Origin of the sequence: Bradyrhizobium sp. Leaf396, assembly GCF_001424605.1 — a bacterium.
GTDB classification, from domain to species: domain Bacteria; phylum Pseudomonadota; class Alphaproteobacteria; order Rhizobiales; family Xanthobacteraceae; genus Bradyrhizobium; species Bradyrhizobium japonicum_C.
The window spans coordinates 58,668-75,244 of record NZ_LMQJ01000012.1 but is presented as its reverse complement, the minus strand read 5'-3'; the positions used below and the strand labels follow the sequence as shown (position 1 = coordinate 75,244).

Annotated in this window: 19 protein-coding genes; 9 read left to right on the top strand and 10 right to left on the bottom strand. The window is 65.4% G+C overall.

The window, feature by feature from the left end; genetic code table 11:
- Nucleotides 1-10: 10 nt before the first annotated feature.
- Nucleotides 11-160 (bottom strand): hypothetical protein, encoded by a 150-nt coding sequence (locus ASG57_RS37755; protein WP_156402670.1) that lies wholly within the window; start codon nt 158-160, stop codon nt 11-13.
- Between the two features lie 166 nt (nt 161-326).
- Here ASG57_RS37755 and upp point away from each other — a divergent pair, with 166 nt between their 5' ends.
- Together upp and ASG57_RS13450 are read left to right on the top strand one after the other, a co-directional pair.
- On the top strand, nt 327-962 hold the full coding sequence (upp, locus tag ASG57_RS13455; RefSeq protein ID WP_057196507.1) for a uracil phosphoribosyltransferase: 636 nt from the start codon (nt 327-329) through the stop codon (nt 960-962).
- A gap of 32 nt (nt 963-994) precedes the next feature.
- Entirely contained in the window at nt 995-2,569 is a 1,575-nt protein-coding gene (locus ASG57_RS13450) for an AMP-binding protein (protein ID WP_057196506.1), read from the top strand.
- Between the two features lie 32 nt (nt 2,570-2,601).
- Here the strand turns inward: ASG57_RS13450 and ASG57_RS13445 are convergent, their stop codons facing one another.
- Entirely contained in the window at nt 2,602-3,768 is a 1,167-nt protein-coding gene (locus tag ASG57_RS13445) for an acyl-CoA dehydrogenase family protein (protein WP_057196505.1), read from the bottom strand.
- A gap of 176 nt (nt 3,769-3,944) precedes the next feature.
- On the opposite strand from ASG57_RS13445, the gene ASG57_RS13440 reads away from it, so the two are divergent.
- On the top strand, nt 3,945-4,448 hold the full coding sequence (locus ASG57_RS13440) for a MaoC family dehydratase (protein ID WP_349509762.1): 504 nt from the start codon (nt 3,945-3,947) through the stop codon (nt 4,446-4,448).
- On the top strand, nt 4,448-5,299 hold the full coding sequence (locus ASG57_RS13435) for an HpcH/HpaI aldolase/citrate lyase family protein (protein WP_057196504.1): 852 nt from the start codon (nt 4,448-4,450) through the stop codon (nt 5,297-5,299). Before ASG57_RS13440 ends, ASG57_RS13435 begins: the two co-directional genes overlap by 1 nt.
- Before the next feature lie 60 nt (nt 5,300-5,359).
- On the opposite strand, the gene ASG57_RS13430 is transcribed toward ASG57_RS13435, so the two are convergent.
- Nucleotides 5,360-5,743, bottom strand: coding sequence for a hypothetical protein (locus ASG57_RS13430; RefSeq protein ID WP_024339385.1), 384 nt, complete (start codon nt 5,741-5,743; stop codon nt 5,360-5,362).
- Between the two features lie 270 nt (nt 5,744-6,013).
- On the opposite strand from ASG57_RS13430, the gene ASG57_RS13425 reads away from it, so the two are divergent.
- Both ASG57_RS13425 and ASG57_RS38680 read left to right on the top strand, forming a co-directional pair.
- Nucleotides 6,014-6,235 carry a hypothetical protein gene (locus ASG57_RS13425; protein ID WP_029674075.1) on the top strand — a complete coding sequence of 74 codons (222 nt, stop codon included), beginning with the start codon at nt 6,014-6,016 and terminating at the stop codon, nt 6,233-6,235.
- Nucleotides 6,232-6,408, top strand: coding sequence for a hypothetical protein (locus ASG57_RS38680; protein ID WP_200948557.1), 177 nt, complete (start codon nt 6,232-6,234; stop codon nt 6,406-6,408). The genes ASG57_RS13425 and ASG57_RS38680 overlap by 4 nt, the downstream gene beginning before the upstream one ends.
- A 71-nt stretch (nt 6,409-6,479) precedes the next feature.
- On the opposite strand, the gene ASG57_RS13420 is transcribed toward ASG57_RS38680, so the two are convergent.
- The 5 genes from ASG57_RS13420 to ASG57_RS13400 all read right to left on the bottom strand — a co-directional run bounded on the left by ASG57_RS13420 (nt 6,480) and on the right by ASG57_RS13400 (nt 10,723).
- On the bottom strand, nt 6,480-7,586 hold the full coding sequence (locus ASG57_RS13420; protein ID WP_082528958.1) for a trypsin-like peptidase domain-containing protein: 1,107 nt from the start codon (nt 7,584-7,586) through the stop codon (nt 6,480-6,482).
- Between the two features lie 165 nt (nt 7,587-7,751).
- Entirely contained in the window at nt 7,752-8,087 is a 336-nt protein-coding gene (locus tag ASG57_RS13415; RefSeq protein ID WP_024339383.1) for a hypothetical protein, read from the bottom strand.
- Nucleotides 8,088-8,175: 88 nt separating this feature from the next.
- Entirely contained in the window at nt 8,176-8,667 is a 492-nt protein-coding gene (locus tag ASG57_RS13410; protein WP_063996995.1) for an Hsp20/alpha crystallin family protein, read from the bottom strand.
- Between the two features lie 75 nt (nt 8,668-8,742).
- Nucleotides 8,743-9,204 carry an Hsp20 family protein gene (locus ASG57_RS13405; protein ID WP_024339381.1) on the bottom strand — a complete coding sequence of 154 codons (462 nt, stop codon included), beginning with the start codon at nt 9,202-9,204 and terminating at the stop codon, nt 8,743-8,745.
- Between the two features lie 217 nt (nt 9,205-9,421).
- Entirely contained in the window at nt 9,422-10,723 is a 1,302-nt protein-coding gene (locus ASG57_RS13400) for an MFS transporter (RefSeq protein WP_024339380.1), read from the bottom strand.
- Nucleotides 10,724-11,086: 363 nt separating this feature from the next.
- Between ASG57_RS13400 and ASG57_RS13395 the strand changes: the two genes are divergently transcribed.
- Genes ASG57_RS13395 through ASG57_RS13385 form a run of 3 tightly spaced genes read left to right on the top strand, consistent with a single transcriptional unit; the run spans nt 11,087 to nt 14,855 of the window.
- On the top strand, nt 11,087-12,301 hold the full coding sequence (locus tag ASG57_RS13395) for an ABC transporter substrate-binding protein (protein ID WP_024339379.1): 1,215 nt from the start codon (nt 11,087-11,089) through the stop codon (nt 12,299-12,301).
- Between the two features lie 8 nt (nt 12,302-12,309).
- Complete coding sequence (locus ASG57_RS13390) at nt 12,310-14,043, top strand: FAD-dependent oxidoreductase (protein WP_024339378.1); 1,734 nt, start codon at nt 12,310-12,312, stop codon at nt 14,041-14,043.
- Between the two features lie 17 nt (nt 14,044-14,060).
- Nucleotides 14,061-14,855, top strand: coding sequence for an IclR family transcriptional regulator (locus ASG57_RS13385; RefSeq protein WP_024339377.1), 795 nt, complete (start codon nt 14,061-14,063; stop codon nt 14,853-14,855).
- A gap of 152 nt (nt 14,856-15,007) precedes the next feature.
- Here the strand turns inward: ASG57_RS13385 and ASG57_RS13380 are convergent, their stop codons facing one another.
- The gene (locus tag ASG57_RS13380) at nt 15,008-15,787 is read right to left on the bottom strand and encodes an SDR family NAD(P)-dependent oxidoreductase (RefSeq protein ID WP_024339376.1); all 780 of its coding nucleotides are present in this window, start codon (nt 15,785-15,787) and stop codon (nt 15,008-15,010) included.
- Nucleotides 15,788-15,827: 40 nt separating this feature from the next.
- Nucleotides 15,828-16,571 carry an aspartate/glutamate racemase family protein gene (locus ASG57_RS13375; protein WP_024339375.1) on the bottom strand — a complete coding sequence of 248 codons (744 nt, stop codon included), beginning with the start codon at nt 16,569-16,571 and terminating at the stop codon, nt 15,828-15,830.
- Nucleotides 16,572-16,577: the final 6 nt, after the last annotated feature.

The window sequence follows — 16,577 nt, the reverse complement described above, 5'->3', positions numbered from 1 at the left end:
TCCCGCTCCGTCACAACCGTTCGCAGGCGTAGGTGTAGCCGATCGCGAGGGCGAAGAAGGTGACGGCGAGCACCAGCATCAGAAAGTCCATCATGGCGATACTCCTCGTTGCGCCCTCATTGTCGGGGCGACCGCTTTCCCGGGATTCCGGTGAGCGCACGGATCAAGGGTGTACTTCCACGACACCAGCCGGCGCTCTTGACCCTGCTGAGGTGCCACCACTGGCATAGGTTTTCGAGAAGATCGCTGGGGCGAAGTTATAGGAATCTCATAAAGGCAGGTGGAGCGATCTGGCGCAGTTTCACGGAACCGTGTAGATCGCTTTCATGAGCACTGGCAGCGTCAACGTCGTCAACCATCCCCTGGTCCAGCACAAGCTCTCCCTGATGCGGGAGAAGGACCGCTCGACCAAGAGCTTTCGCGAGATCCTGAACGAGATCGGGATGCTGCTCGGCTACGAGGTGACGCGCGACCTGCCGCTGGAGCTGGTGGACATCGAGACGCCGATCGCGCCGATGCAGGCACCCAAGATCGCCGGCAAGAAACTCACGCTGGCGCCGATCCTGCGCGCGGGCGTCGGCTTCCTCGATGGCATGCTCGCCTTGATGCCGTCGGCGCGCGTCGCCCATATCGGGCTCTACCGCGACCCCGAGACGTTGCAGGCCGTGGAATATTACTTCAAGGCCCCGCAGGACCTGTCCGACCGCACCGTCATCCTGATGGACCCGATGCTGGCGACCGGCAACTCGGCCTGCGCCGGCGCGTCCCTGCTCAAGGCGCGCGGCGCCCGCGACATCCGCTTCGTCTGCCTGCTCGCCGCCCCTGAAGGCATCGCCCAATTCCAGAGCGAGCATCCCGACGTGCCGATCTGGACCGCCGCGATCGACGAACGGCTCAACGACCACGGCTACATCGTGCCGGGCCTGGGCGATGCCGGTGACCGGATGTTCGGCACCAAGTAGACAGGTTTGCGCGGTCGGGTTAGTTCGGTGGCATGAGCGCCAACGACTTTTCACTGCAATCGCTGATTCGGATCGAGACCGCCGCCGATCCTGCCTTCGTATTCGATGCTACAGCCGTCTCGCGCGCGGAGTTCTCGGCCAAGGTCGAACAGACCGCCGCCTGGCTTGCGGCGCAAGGCATCGGCAAGGGCGACGTCGTGGCGGTCTGGCTGGTTAACCGGGCCGAATGGCTGGCGCTGCTGTTCGCCGCGGCACGGCTCGGGGCCATCGTCGCGGCCGTCAATACGCGCTACCGCAGCGCGGAGGTCGCGCATCTGCTCAAGCTGTCCGGCGCCAGGCTGATGGTGGTCGAGGCCAATTTCCGCTCGATCGACTTTGCCGCCATTCTCGCCGGCATCGCCAAGAACGAGGTGCCGGCGCTGCAAAAGCTGGCTGTGGTTGGTGCGGATGCGATCCCGGCGCATTGGCCCTTCGTGTGTTTCGATGCCTTTGACCGGCCTTATCCACCAGCCCCGCCGGCTCAGGACGACATCGACCTGCCCGTGCTGCTCTACACGACGTCGGGCACGACCAAGGGGCCGAAGCTCGTCGCGCATTCGCAGCGCACGCTGGCGACCCACGCCGTCTCCGTCGCCCGCGCACTCCAGCTCAATCCGCAGCGCCATTCGCTGCTGGCCATGCTGCCGTTCTGCGGCACATTCGGCATGACGAGCCTGCTCGGCTTCGTCGCAGCCGGTGCGACCGTCCACGCGCTCGACGCCTTCGAGGCGGCGCCGGCCCTGGCGATTCTCCGCGAGCACAGGATCACGCATTCCTTCGGCTCCGACGAGATGTTTCGGCGCATCCTTGCGCACACCGATGCGCCACGCCCCTTTCCATATCTCGAGCTCTGCGGTTTTGCCGCGTTCCAGCCCGGCTGGCGCGAACTGGCGGCAGAAGCTGAAGCCCGCGGCTTGCCGCTTCACGGCCTGTACGGTTCGAGCGAGGTACAGGCGCTGTTCTCCATCGCCCGCGCTAGCGATGCGTTCGCGGATCGCATCGAGGGTGGCGGCTGGCCGATGTCGCCGGATGCGAAGGTGCGCGTGCGCGACACGGACACCGGCGAGCTTGCGGCCAGCGGCGTCTCCGGCGAAATCGAAATCAGCGCGCCGTCACGCTTCCTCGGCTATTTCAACAACCCCGAAGCAACGCGCGAGGCGATCACCGCCGACGGGTTCTTCCGCACCGGCGATATCGGCCACCTGCGCGGCGATGGCTCGTTCGTCTACGAGACGCGCGCCGGTGATGCGATGCGGCTCGGCGGCTTCCTCGTCGCGCCCGGCGAAATCGAGGACGAACTCAAATCCTGTGCCGGGGTCGCCGACGCCCAGATCGTCGCAGTCGATCTCAAAGGGCAGGCGCGCTGCGTTGCGTTCGTGATCCCGGCGAAGGAGCCGCCAATGCAGGAGATGCTGGTCGCGCACCTGCGCGAGCGGCTCGCCGGCTACAAGGTCCCGGCACGCATCTATGTCGTGGACGCCTTTCCTGTCACGGACAGCGCCAACGGAGTCAAGATCCAGCGCGCCAGGCTCCGTGCCATGGCGATAGAGCGGATCGCCGCCGAATAGGCGCCACATTCGGATTGCGCCACAAGACTCGTTCAGTACGACTTGGCGAGCCCCAGCACCTTTTCCGCGATGAAGCTGAGCGCGAGCTGCGGGCTGACCGGCGCGATGCGCGGGATCATGACTTCGCGCAAATAGCGCTCGACGTGAAACTCCTTGGCGTAGCCGAATCCGCCATGGGTCATCACCGCCTGCTCGCAGGCGGAGAAGCCGGCTTCGCCAGCCAGATATTTCGCGGCATTGGCGGCAGCGCCGCACGGCATGCCCTTGTCGTATTGCCAGGCCGCCGACATCACCATCAGCCAGGCGGCCTCCAGCTCGACCCAGTTGACCGCTAGCGGATGCTGGATGCCCTGGTTCTTGCCGATCGGACGATTGAACACGACGCGAGTCTTCGCGTATTCGGTCGCGCGCGACAGCGCGAGCTTGCCGAGACCGACCGCCTCCGCGGCGATCAGGATGCGCTCGGGGTTCATGCCTTCGAGGATGTACTCGAAGCCCTTGCCCTCCTCGCCGATCCGATCCTCCATCGGGATCTCGAAATCCTCGAAGAACAGCTCGTTGGAATCGACGATCTTGCGGCCCATCTTCTCGATCTCGTGGACCTTGATCCTGTTGCGGTCGAAATCGGTGTAGAACAGGCTGAGGCCGTGGGTCGGCGAGCGCACCTCTTCCAGCGGCGTGGTGCGCGCCAGCAGCAGGATCTTGTGCGCGACCTGCGCCGTCGAGATCCAGACCTTCTGGCCGTTGACGATGTAGCGGTCGTTCTTGGCGACCGCGCGCGTCTTGAGCTGCGTGGTGTTCAGGCCGGTGTTGGGCTCGGTGACCGCAAAGCACGCCTTTTCGCGGCCCTCGACCATCGGCGGCAGCATGCGCCTGCGCTGCTCCTCGGTGCCGAACAGGACCACCGGATTGAGCCCGAACACGTTGATGTGCACCGCGGAGGCGCCGGACATGCCGGCACCGGACTCCGCGATGGTGCGCATCATGATCGCGGCTTCCGTAATGCCGAGACCCGAGCCGCCATATTCCTCCGGCACGCAGATGCCGAGCCAGCCGGCGTCAGCCAGCGCCTTGTGGAAGTCGTGCGGGAAACCGCCGTCGTGATCCTTCTTCAGCCAGTAGGCATCGGGAAAGCCTTCGCAGATCTTGGCGATGGCGTCGCGAATGGCTTCCTGCTGATCGGTGAGCGCGAAATCCATGGCCTTGATCTCCTCCTCGGGAGCCGCGACCGCGCTATCTCCCGTCTCTTCGCGTTCCCCACACCAGGGCGTGCCGCTTGCTGCGCCCAGCCTTGCTTCGCCCGCGTTCTTAGCTCGAAAAACTGCGCACAGATACGTGAATTTCCCTGGGAAGTGTGTCTACCATGCATAGGGTCATGCGGCGCGACGGCAAGAGCGCGCCTTTATTTCGCAGGGAGGAAACCGCGATGGCCGGGCTTTATTTCGAGGACTTTTCCGTGGGCCAGGAGTTCAGGCATCCGCTGACCCGGACCGTCACGGAGATGGACAACACCATGTTCAGCCTGCTGACGCTCAACCCGCAACCGCTGCACATCGACGCGCATTTCGCCGAGAAGACCGAGTTCGGCCAGCGCATTTTCAACAGCCTTTACACCCTCGGCATCATGATCGGCATGACGGTCTATGATACGACCCTGGGCACCACCGTCGCCAATCTCGGCATGACCGACGTCACGTTTCCGAAGCCGGTCTTCCATGGCGACACGTTGCGGGCTACGACGAAGGTGCTGTCGGTGCGGGAATCCAGGTCGCGGCCAATGGCCGGCATCGTCGAGTTCGAGCACCACGCGTACAATCAAAGCGACGAGATCGTCGGCAAATGCCGCCGCATGGCGATGATGCACAAGAGGCCGGTTTGATGCGTTCGATGCTGTTCGTTCCGGGCGATTCCCCGCGCAAGTTCGAGAAGGCGAGCGAAGGCAAGGCCGACGCGCTGATCATCGATCTCGAGGACTCCGTCGTCACCGAGAAGAAGCCGGAGGCGCGTTCGCTGACGCTTGCCATGCTGAAAGGCAATCGCGGCCCGCACCAACTCTATGTTCGCGTCAATGCGCTCGACACCGGCATGACGCTGGCCGATCTCGCCGCGGTGATGCCGGGCAGGCCTGACGGCATCGTGCTGCCGAAATCGCAAGGTGGCGACGACGTGCGGCGGGTCGCGACCTGGCTCGAGGCCCTGGAGTCCGCCTCCGGCACCGAGGTCGGCGCGACCCGCATCGTCTGCGTCGCGACCGAAACCGCCGGCTCGATCTTCGGGCTCGGCAGCTACAAGGGCTGCTCCCCTCGCCTCGCCGGGCTGATGTGGGGCGCTGAGGATCTTTCGGCCTCGCTCGGCGCCACCGAGAAAGCCTCCGGCGGCGTCTTCCACAGCCCCTATCGCCTGGCGCGTGATCTCTGCCTGATGGCCGCGGCCGCGGCCGAGGTCGCCCCGATCGACACTGTGTACACCGACATCGACAACCTCGCGGGCCTCGAGCAGGAAACGCACGCCGCACGGCGCGACGGCTTTTCGGCCAAGGCGCTGATCCATCCCAAGCATGTCGACATCGTCAACGCGGCGTTCGAGCCGACCGACGCGGAGCGCACCTGGGCGGAGAAGGTGATCGCGGCCTTCGCGAGCAATCCCAATTCCGGCACGCTGCGGCTCGACGGCCAGATGATCGACAAGCCGCACCTTCGGGCCGCGAAGAAGATCCTCGGCCAGCCGTAGATAAGAAGACACGAGCCCCGCCGAGCCGATCGGCTGCGCGGCGGCTCAATGCCTGCGGCGTCAGTCGAATGCCTGAACAGGCGGTGCCGACGGTTGCGCCGACACGCTAGGCGCGGCCTGAACCGGCGCCGCCGGATTGCCGGCAGCTCTCATCTGGCCATTGGCGGCCATCGCCTCGCGCGTGCGGGGTGCACCGCCCCTCACGACCGCACGGCGCGGCGGCTGCCGATGCCTTGCCGAGTGCGAACCTCTGATCCCCCAGGAGCGGGCGATCGAAGGTCCGGCCGTGTAGCCAATCAAGGCCCCGGCGACCGCACCGACGGGGCCCAGCACGACCGCACCGGATACGGCGCCGAGCGCCGCATCGCCGGCGCGCTCCTGCGCAAGCGCGCTCGCGGGCACGCAGGCCAGCATTGCAACGGCAGTGATCAGAGCTTTGGTCATCGGAGCGCCTCCCTCATGGGAAATCACTCCTGCTCAAATATGGCCGCATGAGGTTCGCTTGCCGGCCGACCAATGGCAATCGCCGGCGGAACCCAGCCGTTCGCTGGACACTTCGGTCTGGCTGATCATCGATCTTCAGCAGCCAGCGACGAGGACAAGCGTCACTCTGAACGTCTTGACACTGATGACCCGCTGCCTATTTTTTCCACCGAGAAGAGACTTTCTCATCCTCGAAAATCAAAGGACTCAACGCGACCGTCTGGAGAGACGATGATGCTCGATGAGAATCTGGCCCGCATCCGCGCCCACCGCAACAACATCCACCGCTACCGGCGGCTGCTGAAGACCAGGCTGACCGAGCTGGAGCGCCATTTCATCGAAAGACGTCTCGCAGAAGAACGCTCGGCGCTCGATGCCTTGGCCGCCACGACCTTCCCTGTCGGCTTCCACGCCTCCGCAGCGCAGGCCGACGCGATGAGGGTGGCACAATGAACAGCCGGCGAGACCTGCTCATTCGAGGCAGCGAGAAGGTGATCGGCCATTACGAGCTCCTGCTTGCAAGCGCGAAGACCGAACATGAGCGCGAACTCTATCTTCAGCGCATCGAGCGTGAGCGTCGGCTGATCCGGAGCCTGCAGTGGGAGCTCGATCACCGCGCGGCCTGAGTCAAGCGGCCATGACGATCGCAGGGACGAGCCAGCCGCTCGCGCCTGCGGTCCCTCCGCAGAGCATCGATTCAGCGGAGGAGGCGATTGGGGCCTGCGAGCGCGCTGCTCGGTTGGACCGCGGGCGCGACTCTCACACTGGCGGTGAATGGGGCGCCGTTGCGCAACAGGGTGAGCTTCACATCCTCCCCGACCCGCGCAAGGCCGATCGTGTTACGGAGCTGGGCGGCGGTGCGGATCGGGCGGTCGTCGGCTCCGGTGACGACATCGCCCTTGCGCAAGCCGGCCTTCTCCGCGGGCGAACCCGCAGCAATCTCGGCAATGACGGCGCCTTGATTCAATCCCTTGTTGACCGACGGATGCAGGTCCTTCAGCGAGATGCCGATGCGGCCGCGCTCGACGCGCCCATTGGCGATGATCTGCTCCATCACCTTGCGCGCCATGTTGACCGGAATGGCAAAGCCGATGCCGACGTTGCCGCCGGCAGGCGAGATGATTGCCGAGTTGATGCCGACGAGTTCGCCGCGCAGGCTCACCAGTGCGCCGCCGGAATTGCCGGGATTGATCGCGGCGTCGGTCTGAATGAAATCCTCATAGCCCTGCTTGCCGAGGCCGGTGCGGCCCAGCGCGCTGACGAGCCCCGATGTCACGGTCTGGCCGAGGCCGAAGGGGTTGCCAATCGCAAGCACGAAGTCGCCGACCTCGAGTCCGTCGCTGTCGCCGAAGGGAAGCGCCTTGAGCCCGACCGGGTTCTGGACCTGGAGCACCGCGACGTCGGTGGGCGGATCGCGGCCGATCACCTTGGCTGAAAACTGCCGGCCGTCCTTGGTCGTGATCTGGACCGCGGAGGTGCCTTCGACGACGTGATTGTTGGTCAGCACGTAGCCGCGCTGGGCATCGACGATGACCCCTGAGCCGGTCGCATTGACCTCCTTCTCGATCTGTCGGGGAACGTCGAAGAATTCGCGGAACAGCGGATCGCGATAGAGCGGATTGTCCTCGCGCACGCGGCCATGCACGGAGATGTTGACGACGGCCGGCGTCACGTGGCGCACCAGAGGCGCCAGCGTCGGCACCGGGCCGCCGGTCTTCATCTCCGGAATCTGGCCGGCGGCAGGCTGCGACGCCGTGAGCGTCAGCACCAGCAAGGCCAGGAACAGCAGACGCACAGCATTCATCATCGTCACCCTGCCGCTTTGTGTTGTGTGGATATGCGAGATCGTCCTGGCTTCAGCCCTCGCCGCGCGGTGCGACGACCCAGCCCTGCAGGGCCAGGAACGGAACGGCCCAGGCCGCCGAGGCCTGGCCGAGCAGCACGAGGCCGAGAACGGTCGGCGTGACCATCATGCAGCCCGCCTCTCTGCGGCGGCCCAAGGCCGCCGCAGCCGCATCGGCACGCCGCCGCCGCGCGGCGGGTCGTCGTTGTCGTTGTCGCCGTCCAGCTTGCGCAGGGCGGCCAGAATATCGACCAGTCGAACCGCGTGGCTCATACCGGGAATTTCTCGCAAGGCAGGACAGGATTCGACGGCGTACATGTCGGACGCCCATGACGACAGGATGATCCGCTTCTCCGGCGCAGAGAGATCCTTCGCATTGAGGACCTCGGCCGGCGAGTCGTAATGGGCGGCGGGATGAAACAGCGGGTTGAGAGTGCCGGGATTGGTATTCACGTTGGTCATCGGTCGTGCCTCCCTCAAGCTCCTTTCCAAAGGGACGGGGTTGTTGACGGCGGGACGGCGGCGCCAATCGCCCCCGTCCCGCTTGACATTAATGCGTGTTGATCGCGATGCGCTTGACGCCCTCGCGCGCCTTCTCCGATTTCGGCAGCGACACGGTCAGGACGCCATTCTTGAACGACGCCTCGGCCTTGTCCTCCTCGACGCCCTCCAGCGGGATCTGCCGCTCGAAGGCACCGTAATAGCGCTCGGTGAAGTACCTGCCTTCGCCGTTGCGCTCCGCCTTCTTCTCGCCGCGGATGGTCAGGACGCCGCTGGCCATCTCGACCTGGACGTCCTTCTCGGTGAGGCCTGGAAGCTCGGCCGAGACGGTCAGCGTCTTGTCGGTCTCGCTGAGCTCGACCTTCGGCCAGCCGAACCGGCCCTCCATCAGCGGCGACAGGCCGGTCCCGCCGAAGCCGCGGAAGACGTCGTCGAACAGACGGTTCATCTCGCGGTGAAGCGTCAGGAACGGATCGAAATTGTCGCGCGCCGGCGCGAGCTCCTGGTTCCTCGACCAGGGAATGAGATCACGAAAAGCCATGGTTGTCTCCTTCATGCACCGGGAGCGCGGCCCGCGCCTCCGCGCGCCGCGTTCCGCCATTCGATCGATCGAGCGTTAGGCTGCCTTCTTCTGCTCGATCTGCGATGCCGCAGAAGCGCCGCCCGCAATCGGAATCCGGCGCGGCTTCATGGCTTCCGGAACCTCGCGGACGAGGTCGATGATCAGCAGCCCGTCCTGGAACGAGGCCTGCTTGACCTGGACGTAGTCGGCAAGGTTGAACACGCGCCGGAACGGACGCGCGGCGATGCCCTGGTACAGGTATTCGCGCGCGGCGGTCTCGGGCTTCCGGCCCTCGATGGTGAGCGCATTCTGCTCCGCCGTCACGGTGATATCGTTGACGCCGAACCCCGCCACGGCAAGGCTGATCCGGTAATGGTCTTCGCCGGAGCGCTCGATGTTGTAGGGGGGATAATTGTCCTCGGTCGCCTGGCGCAGCGTGCTGTCGACGAGGTCGGCCAGGTGATCGAAGCCGATGGTGGAGCGCCACAGGGGGGCGAAATCAAAACTGGTCCTCATAACCAAGTCCTCCTAAGAGCAAGATGGATACGAAGGAGCGCAAGGCGGGAATTCAGACGGGTCCGAAAAGACCAGCCCGGCGCCCGTGCCGAACCCTCATGGCATCCGGCACACCGCTCTCGCGGCGAAAAACGACTTAGAAAACCGGAAACCGGTTTCAAGGGGCCGCCCAAAAATTTTTTTGGGCCGCCGGGCAGCCCGCTGGCCGCGCTGACCCTCAGGATCTCAGCGCGTCCCGTGCCGTCTCCGGCGCCAGCAGCGTTGCGATGATCGTGACGACCGACAGGGCGATGATGTAGACGGACACCGCCCAATAGGAGCCGGCCCAGGCGAGCAGCCCGGCCGCAATCAGCGGCGAGAAGCCGCCGCTGAGCGCTGCTGCGACGTTGGCGCCGAGCGAGGCGCCGCTGTAGCGCACCTTTGTGCGGAACAGTTCCGGCATGAAGGCGGCCTTCGGCCCGAACAGCAGCGCATGGGTCAGGGTCATCGTGACGACGAGCGCGAGCGTGATCAGCGCCGGCTCCCCGGTGTCGAGGAACCAGAACAGCGGGAAGGCCAGCGCCACCGAGAACACGCCGCCGGCCAGATACAGCGCCTTGCGGCCGAAGATATCGGACAGCCAGCCGGCAAGCGGCAGCGTCGCGAATTCCACGACGGCGGCATAGACCACGGCATCTAGGATCACCTGCCGGGGCAGGCCGAGCTTCGTCGTGGCGTAGACCACGGTGAAGACGGTGAGGAGATAGGCGAGTCCGACCTCCGACACCGTGATGCCGACGGCCAGCAGAAAGCTGCGCCAGTCGCGGCGCAGCACCTCGAGTACCGGCTGCGCCAGCACCTCCTTGCGCTCGACCACTTCCTTGAAGTGCGGCGTCTCCGCGAGCTTGAGCCGCACGATGAAGCCGACGCCGACGAGCAGGATGCTGATCAGGAACGGCACGCGCCAGCCCCAGCTGAGGAAGTCCGCCTCGGGCAGCTTCGTCATCAGCGCGAAGATGCCGGTGGAGGCGGCAACGCCGACGGGAAAGCCGATCTGCACCAGGCTGCCGTAGAAGCCGCGTCGGCGGCCGGCATGCTCGATCACCATCACCACCGCGCCGCTCCATTCGCCGCCGAGCCCGATGCCCTGAACGAAGCGCAGGCAGACGAGCAGGATCGGCGCCCAGATGCCGATCTGATCATAGGTCGGCAGGCAGCCGATCAGGAAGGTGCCGAGGCCCATTGCGATCATGGTCGCGACCAGCATGGTCTTGCGGCCGAGCCGGTCGCCGTAATGCCCGATGATGGCCCCGCCGATCGGCCGCGCCACGAAGCCGACCGCATAGGTCGAGAATGCCACGAGCGTGCCGACGAAGGGATCGAAGCTCGGGAAGAACAGCCTGTTGAAGACCAGCGCCGCCGCCGTGCCGTAGATCAGGAAATCGTACCATTCGATCGCGGTGCCGAGCGCGCTCGCCCACACCACATGCGCCGTCTTCGATTTCTCCGCCGCAGCGGAGAACCCAATTGCTGCTGTCATGCCCTGCCCACAGATTCCGTGGAGCATCATGGCTAATCGTTATGACGGCCGCAATGTGGAGGCGTTGTCTCTCACAGGATAACGGCGCGGGACTTTGCGCGCTGCCTCCACGATCGTCATTGCGAGCGCAGCGAAGCAATCCAGACTTCAGCCGCGAAAACGATCTGGATTGCTTCGTCGCAAGGGCTCCTCGCAATGACGGGGTTGAGGCGGCTGCGTGTCCATCGCCACGACGTGGTCGCGTCGAAGGCGGAACCCTCGCGACTGCCATTATTCGCAATTGACAAACTCATTCGCTATTATCTAATTTACCTCCACAGCAAGCCAGCCGCGCCGAAGCGGCCAAAAAGAGAGGAAACAACCATGATGGGGCGTCTCGCCTGTGCCATGATCGCGGCCATGACTTCGAGTGCCATGACCACGGCGGCCACCGCGCAAGTCTCCGACGACGTGGTCCGGATCGGCGTGCTGACGGACCTGTCGAGCTGGGGTCGCGACAATAGCGGGCCGGGCTCGGTCGAGGCCGCCAAGATGGCAGTGGAGGAATTCGGGCCGACCGTACTCGGCAAGCCGATCGAGATCATCAGCGCCGACCACCAGATGAAGACCGACGTCGGCGTGCAGATCGTGCGCGGCTGGTTCGACAACGGCAAAGTCGACGCCGTGGTCGATATCCCCAACTCCGGCATTGCGATCGCCGTGCACAACATGGTGCGTGAGCGGGGCAAGGTCGCCCTGCTCTCCGGCCCCGGTGCGAGCTCGCTGACCGACGAGCTGTGCAGCCCGAACACCGTGCACTTCACCTACGACACCTACGCGCTGTCGAAAGTGACGGCCTCCGCCGTGATCAAGGAAGGCGGCAAGTCCTGGTACTTCATCACGGCGGACTACGCCTTCGGCCAGCAGCTCGAGAAGGATGCAACCCGCTTCATCAACGAGATGGGCGGCAAGGTGCTCGGCGGCGTCAAGCATCCGACCAACACGGCGGACTTCTCCTCCTTCGCACTCCAGGCGCAGAGCTCGAAATCCGACGTGGTCGCTTTCGCCAATGCCGGCCAGGACACCGACAACGCCATCAAGCAGTCCGGCGAGTTCGGCCTCGTCCAGGGCGGCCAGAAGCTGGTCGGCCTCCTGATGTTCGACACCGACGTGCACGCGATCGGCCTCAAGGCGGCGCAGGGCACCTACATGACTACGGCGTCCTACTGGGCCATGGACGAGGCGACCCGCGCCTGGTCGAAGAAATTCTACGAACGGACCAAGGTGATGCCGACCATGATCCAGACCGGCGTCTACGGCTCGGTGCTGCATTACCTGAAGGCGATCAAGGCGGCCGGCACCGACGATTCCGCCAAGGTGATGGCCAAGATGCGCGAGCTGCCGATCGAGGATATCTTCGTCCATGGCGGCAAACTGCGCGAGGACGGCCGCGTCATCCGCGACATGTATCTCGCCAAGGTGAAGAAGCCCGAGCAGTCCAAGGAGCCGTGGGACTATCTGGAGATCGTCAAGACCGTGAAGGGCGAGGACGCCTTCCGCCCGGTCTCCGAATCCAAATGCCCGCTCCTGAAGAAATGAGGTGAGACATGACCGGCAACGAGCATAGCGGCGCTGAAACTTACGAGTGCGATGTGCTCGTTGCCGGATCGGGTTGCTCCGGCATGTCGGCCGCGATCACCGCGCGCCATCGTGGGCTCGACGTCTTGATCGTGGAGAAGGAGCCGCGCTTCGGCGGCACCACCGCCCGCTCCGGTGGTTGGCTCTGGATTCCCGGTACCTCGCTGGCGAAGGCGTACGGCATCGAGGAAACGCCGGAGCAGGCCCGCACTTATCTGCGGCACGAGGCCGGCAACAATTATGACGCCGCACGCGTCGATGCCTTCCTGAGCGCCGGCCCCGAGGCGGTGGATTTCTTCACCACCAAGACCGCGCTGCGCTTCGACATGCCGCTGGTGTTTCCGGATTATCACGCCGAGGCACCCGGCGGCGCGCAGGGCGGCCGCTCCATGGTGACGCGCCCGTTTGACGGTCGCGAGCTCGGCGACCTCGTCAAGACGCTCGGCATGCCGCTGCCCGAGCTCACCGTGTTCGGCATGATGCTGGGCTCCGGCAAGGAGATCATCCACTTCATGCGGGTGACGAAGTCGCTGACCTCGGCCGCTTATGTCGCCAAGCGCCTGTCGCGGCATCTCATGGACGTGCTGCGCTACGGCCGCGGCATGACGCTGACCAACGGCAACGCGCTCGCCGGACGGCTGGCGAAATCCGCGCTCGACCTCAAGATCCCGATGTGGCTGTCCGCGCCGGTGCACGAGCTGACGGTCGAGAACGGCGCGGTGACCGGCGCGATCGTTTCACGTGAGGGACGCGACGTGCGCGTCCGCGCGCGCCAGGGCGTCGTGCTCGCCTGCGGCGGCTTTCCGCATGATGTCGAGCGGCGCAAGAAGATGTTTCCGCATGCGCCCACCGGCAATGAGCACTATTCCCCGGGACCGACCGGCAATACCGGCGACGGACTGCGTCTGGCCGAGCGCGCCGGCGGTCGCATCGAGGATCGCCTGCCCAACGCTGCAGCGTGGGTCCCGGTGTCGCTGACCACGCGCAAGGACGGATCGAAAGGCGTGATGCCGCATTTCATCGATCGCGCCAAGCCCGGCGTGATCGCGGTGATGCGCGACGGCCGGCGCTTTGCCAATGAGGGCAATTCCTATCACGACTTCGTCCAGGCCATGATCAAGGCGGCAAAGCCCGGCGAGGAGATCGCGGCCTACCTGGTCTGCGATCACAAGACGCTGCGCAAATACGGCCTCGGCTGCGTGCCGCCTTTCCCGATGCCGCTGGGCCATCACCTGAAGACGGGCTATCTCATGCGCGGCGATACGCTCGAGGCGCTGGCGGCGAAGGCCGGCATCGATGCCAAGGCCTTCACCGAGACCGTCAGGCAATTCAATGCCGCCGCCCCGCTCGGACACGATGCCGCCTTCGGCAAGGGCTCGAAGGCCTATAACCGCTACCAGGGCGATGCGCTGCACGGGCCGAATCCCTGCGTCGCGCCGATCGAGAACGGACCGTTTTACGCCATCAAGATGGTGATCGGCGATCTCGGCACCTATGCCGGCATCGTCACCGACGAGAACGCGCGGGCGCTCGATGCCGAGGGCCGCGTGATTCCCGGCCTCTATGCCGCAGGCAACGACATGGCGAGCATCATGGGCGGCAATTATCCGGGCGCCGGCATCACGCTTGGGCCGGCGCTGACGTTCGGCTACATTGCCGGCAGACATCTTGCCGACAGCGCTGCCAAGCGCAACGCGGCGTAAGCCACGCCAGGAGGCGCATGAAGAGGGAAAGCCGCGGCATCCAGTCGATCGAGGTCGGCGGAGAATTGCTTCGCGCCCTCGCAAGGAGCGGCGAGCCGATGATGCTGCGCGATCTCGCCCGCGAGGCCGGCATGACGCCGGCCAAGGCGCATCCCTATCTCGCCAGCTTCTCCCGGATCGGCCTGATCGAGCAGGACGAGACCACCGGCCGCTACGAGATCGGCGCGCTGGCGCTGGAGCTCGGCCTCATCAGCCTGCGCCGCCTCTCCGGCGTGCGCATCGCGCGTCCCAAGATCGCGGGCCTGGCCAGCCAGATCGGTCACGCGGTCTCGCTCGCGGTCTGGGGCACGCACGGTCCGACCGTGGTGCAGCTCGAAGAGCCGGCCCAACCGGTGCACATCGTGATGCGCGTCGGCTCGGTGATGGCACTGCTGGAGACCGCGACGGGCCGCGCCTTTGCGGCGTTCCTGCCGGAGAAGACGATCAGCGCCGCGCTCGAAAGCGGGCTCGACCGCCATGGCGTCGGCTACAATCCGAAGCGCGCCGTGAAGGGCGCCAAGCTCACCGAGATGCTCGCGGAGGTCCGCAAGCACGGCCTCGCCCGCGCGCTCGGCGATCCCCTGCCCGGCGTCAACGCATTCTCGGCGCCGGTGTTCGATCATTCCGGCCATGTCGCATTGGTCATCACCGCGATGGGACCGGAAGGCACCTTCGATGCCCGCTGGGACAGCCCGATCGCGCTCGCCTTGCGCGACTGTGCCGGCGGCATCTCGAAGCGGCTCGGCCATGGGATGACGGTTGCGGCGGAGTGAGGGGCAAACTGCCCGCCTCACGACGACTGTCATTCCCCGCGAAAGCGGGGAATCCAGTACGCCGCGGCCCATCGTTTCAACCACGACCGCCTCGGAGTACCGGATCGCCCGGTCAAGCCGGGCGATGACACCGAGAGTGGGGCGACAACGCCCTACTTGTCCTTCACCGGCACCGTGTAGTTCAGGATCAATCTGCCGCCATCCGGATAGATCGTCTGTCCGGTGATATACGACGCATCGTCACTGGCCAGGAACGCCACGACCGAAGCCACCTCGCTCGGCTCGCCGCCGCGGCCGGCCGGCGTGCGTGACATCACGGTCTTGCGCGCCTCCTCCGAGGTGTAGATTGACGAGGCCACCATGTCGGTCAGGATCGTACCGGGGCCGACCGCCACCACACGAATGTTGTGCGGGGCCAGCGCAACGGCGGCGACCGAGGTCAGCTGCTTCATGCCTCCCTTCGACATCGCATAGGTCGCCAGCGCCGGGATCGCCAGCAGCGCGTTCACAGAGGACATGTTGATGATGACCCCACCGCCACCCTGCGCAATCATCTGCCTGGCGGCCGCCTGCACGCCGAAGAACGCACCTTTCAGATTGATGCCGATGATCTCGTCGAAATCCTGCTCGGTGATGTCGAGAATGCCCTGGTTGCGGGCGACGCCGGCATTGTTGACCATGATGTCGAGCCGACCGAACTCCTTCACCGCAGTCGCGACCAGCTGGTCCACATCAGCGCGCTTGGCGACATTGCCGACGACGGTGCGCAAGGCATCCGGTCGTCCGAGTTCGGTGGCCGTCGCAGCGAGGCCCTCGGCATCGATATCCGAGATCACGACCTTGACGCCGTCCTCCAAAAACCTCATCGCGCAGGCCTTGCCGATGCCGCGCGCCGCGCCGGTGATAGCCGCGACCTTGCCGGATAGTTTCATGGGCTCGCTCCAGGACTTGTGACGATCTCAGGGGACGGATTCACGCAAAGATTCGTGGGCGCAGTCCGGCGTGAAACCAGATGATCATGGAATAGATGTCGTAGACGGGCAATCCGACCTCGGCCTGAAGCGCGGCGGCATAAGGCGGCATGTTGGTGCACTCGAGCACGATGGCGCCGACATCCGGATTCCTTGCGACGAGCTCCTTGCCGGCCTCGACCACGTCGCGCTCGGCTTGCGCCACGTCCATGTCGTCCTTCTCGGCCTTGATCAGGACGCGGAAAAACTCCTTGCCCTTCTCCGTGCCAACCAGCGGTGTGTCGAGCGGCACGCCGGCGCCTTCGAGATGTGCGGGCGAGAGCGTCGAGCCAGACACCGTGACGAGACCGACGCGTTTGCCCGGCGGCAAGGTCGCCTGCACCCACGGCACCTGCATCAGCGACGAGGTCGCGACGGGAACGCCGACGGCCGCCGCGATCTCCTTCTGAAACAGCGAGAGGAAGCCGCAATTGGTGGTGATGGCTTCGGCCCCGAGCCGCACCAGATCCTTGGCCGCGTCGATGAAGTCGGGCAGCAGGCCGGCTGCGCCCTTCAGCACGACCTTCTCCGGCGAGGCCCCGCTCACCACGCGATACAGCACAGGAAACGGCCAGGTCGTGCCGTTGCCCATGTCGCCGGGAATGCGGGGAAAGCGCGCCTCCAGCATCAGAATGCCGAGCGGCGCGCCGTAGATGGACTTGCCGCCACGGGCGATGCGGGAAGACGGATTGGCTGCGGTGCTCATGGCTGG

Excerpts from the sequence above, each read along its gene's own strand:
- upp (WP_057196507.1), top strand. The coding sequence starts at position 327 with ATGAGCACTGGCAGCGTCAACGTCGTCAACCATCCCCTGGTCCAGCAC.
- ASG57_RS13450 (WP_057196506.1), top strand. The coding sequence starts at position 995 with ATGAGCGCCAACGACTTTTCACTGCAATCGCTGATTCGGATCGAGACC.
- ASG57_RS13445 (WP_057196505.1), bottom strand. The coding sequence starts at position 3,768 with ATGGATTTCGCGCTCACCGATCAGCAGGAAGCCATTCGCGACGCCATC.
- ASG57_RS13440 (WP_349509762.1), top strand. The coding sequence starts at position 3,945 with ATGCGGCGCGACGGCAAGAGCGCGCCTTTATTTCGCAGGGAGGAAACC.
- ASG57_RS13435 (WP_057196504.1), top strand. The coding sequence starts at position 4,448 with ATGCGTTCGATGCTGTTCGTTCCGGGCGATTCCCCGCGCAAGTTCGAG.
- ASG57_RS13430 (WP_024339385.1), bottom strand. The coding sequence starts at position 5,743 with ATGACCAAAGCTCTGATCACTGCCGTTGCAATGCTGGCCTGCGTGCCC.
- ASG57_RS13425 (WP_029674075.1), top strand. The coding sequence starts at position 6,014 with ATGATGCTCGATGAGAATCTGGCCCGCATCCGCGCCCACCGCAACAAC.
- ASG57_RS38680 (WP_200948557.1), top strand. The coding sequence starts at position 6,232 with ATGAACAGCCGGCGAGACCTGCTCATTCGAGGCAGCGAGAAGGTGATC.
- ASG57_RS13420 (WP_082528958.1), bottom strand. The coding sequence starts at position 7,586 with ATGAATGCTGTGCGTCTGCTGTTCCTGGCCTTGCTGGTGCTGACGCTC.
- ASG57_RS13415 (WP_024339383.1), bottom strand. The coding sequence starts at position 8,087 with ATGACCAACGTGAATACCAATCCCGGCACTCTCAACCCGCTGTTTCAT.
- ASG57_RS13410 (WP_063996995.1), bottom strand. The coding sequence starts at position 8,667 with ATGGCTTTTCGTGATCTCATTCCCTGGTCGAGGAACCAGGAGCTCGCG.
- ASG57_RS13405 (WP_024339381.1), bottom strand. The coding sequence starts at position 9,204 with ATGAGGACCAGTTTTGATTTCGCCCCCCTGTGGCGCTCCACCATCGGC.
- ASG57_RS13400 (WP_024339380.1), bottom strand. The coding sequence starts at position 10,723 with ATGACAGCAGCAATTGGGTTCTCCGCTGCGGCGGAGAAATCGAAGACG.
- ASG57_RS13395 (WP_024339379.1), top strand. The coding sequence starts at position 11,087 with ATGATGGGGCGTCTCGCCTGTGCCATGATCGCGGCCATGACTTCGAGT.
- ASG57_RS13390 (WP_024339378.1), top strand. The coding sequence starts at position 12,310 with ATGACCGGCAACGAGCATAGCGGCGCTGAAACTTACGAGTGCGATGTG.
- ASG57_RS13385 (WP_024339377.1), top strand. The coding sequence starts at position 14,061 with ATGAAGAGGGAAAGCCGCGGCATCCAGTCGATCGAGGTCGGCGGAGAA.
- ASG57_RS13380 (WP_024339376.1), bottom strand. The coding sequence starts at position 15,787 with ATGAAACTATCCGGCAAGGTCGCGGCTATCACCGGCGCGGCGCGCGGC.
- ASG57_RS13375 (WP_024339375.1), bottom strand. The coding sequence starts at position 16,571 with ATGAGCACCGCAGCCAATCCGTCTTCCCGCATCGCCCGTGGCGGCAAG.